1 protein-coding gene and 1 pseudogene are annotated in these 1,020 nt (G+C 37.0%); both read right to left on the bottom strand.

Going from position 1 to position 1,020, the window contains the following annotated elements:
- Window positions 1-671: selenocysteine synthase (locus tag VXQ92_RS21350; protein ID WP_416683104.1), on the bottom strand; the 671-nt coding region annotated here is incomplete at its 3' end.
- Window positions 672-792: 121 nt separating this feature from the next.
- Window positions 793-1,020, bottom strand: a pseudogene (locus VXQ92_RS21345) (hypothetical protein); the annotation flags it as partial.

The raw sequence follows: 1,020 nt of genomic DNA, 5'->3' as shown, positions 1-1,020 counted from the left end.
AAAGTCCAATTCCCCCAGTTGTAATCTTCCTTTCCACTCTTATTCACATTAAATGTATTGGAAAATAATGTGTTATCTTGCATTTTCTGCGTTAAGTTCAGCGTCGTTTCAGTGTAATTCCGGCTGGTCGAACCATATCGGAAAATTTGCTCAGTATCTAGACTAATGTTATGTCGTAAATTCCATTTTTTCTTGGCAAGAAATTGTACATAAACATCACTTTCCGAGTTTGAGCCTAGATCAAGATCATTTTCAAACGGCATCCAGGTTGAAATGGTATTCCAACTTGCTGTGAGCGGATTATTTTCTGAAATATGAAGAGTTGAAGCTTTCCTCTTGATCTTGCCAAAGGTTTTATAAGGATGTTTGTGTTGGGCTGCGCGACTCCACAACGTATCATTTCCAAATACAGCCATCAGGTCCTGAATAAGTGCGGTATCTGAACTATGACTTGGTTCTACTTCGCATGGTGAATGTAAAAAAGATACAGACTGACTTTTTGTTTTGAGAGTAACCACAGACGAATACAGGGTTCGCCTTGTAGAGCGTGAGTGTTTCAAAGAAGTAGGAAAAAGCTGTATATGAGGAATTAAAACCAGCATACCTAAGCTATAAATGCAAAGTAAGGCAGTAGATCTGTATTCAAATGAAAAAGAAGAGAATTGATTCATTTTTCTGAAGATCAGGAATCAAAAATTAGCTCGTTATTGTAAGAAGAAAAGCTTAAATTTTTATTTAAAAGTATTTTATTATTCATCACCTTGGATGGGGAACCCAAGGTGATCTTTAAGCTTAGAAAAGGGCTTCTAATCGTAAGAATGTGCTCACATAATGGTTGCGATCTTCACGATGGTCATTAAAGTAATTGAGGTCGCCTTGTACAAAGAACCATTCACGTAAAACAGGCTGACGCCATGATACAAATGGTCCCCAACTGTTTAAACGTAAATCGTTGTCATTGTAGTAGCCACCTGTATAAATACCATAGTTAAAACGGTTATTTGCAAAGAAGCTATGTTC

This window comes from Acinetobacter sp. 228 (assembly GCF_048147885.1).
Note: the sequence above shows the minus strand (reverse complement) of the source record. Positions and strands in the feature narration are given on the sequence as shown.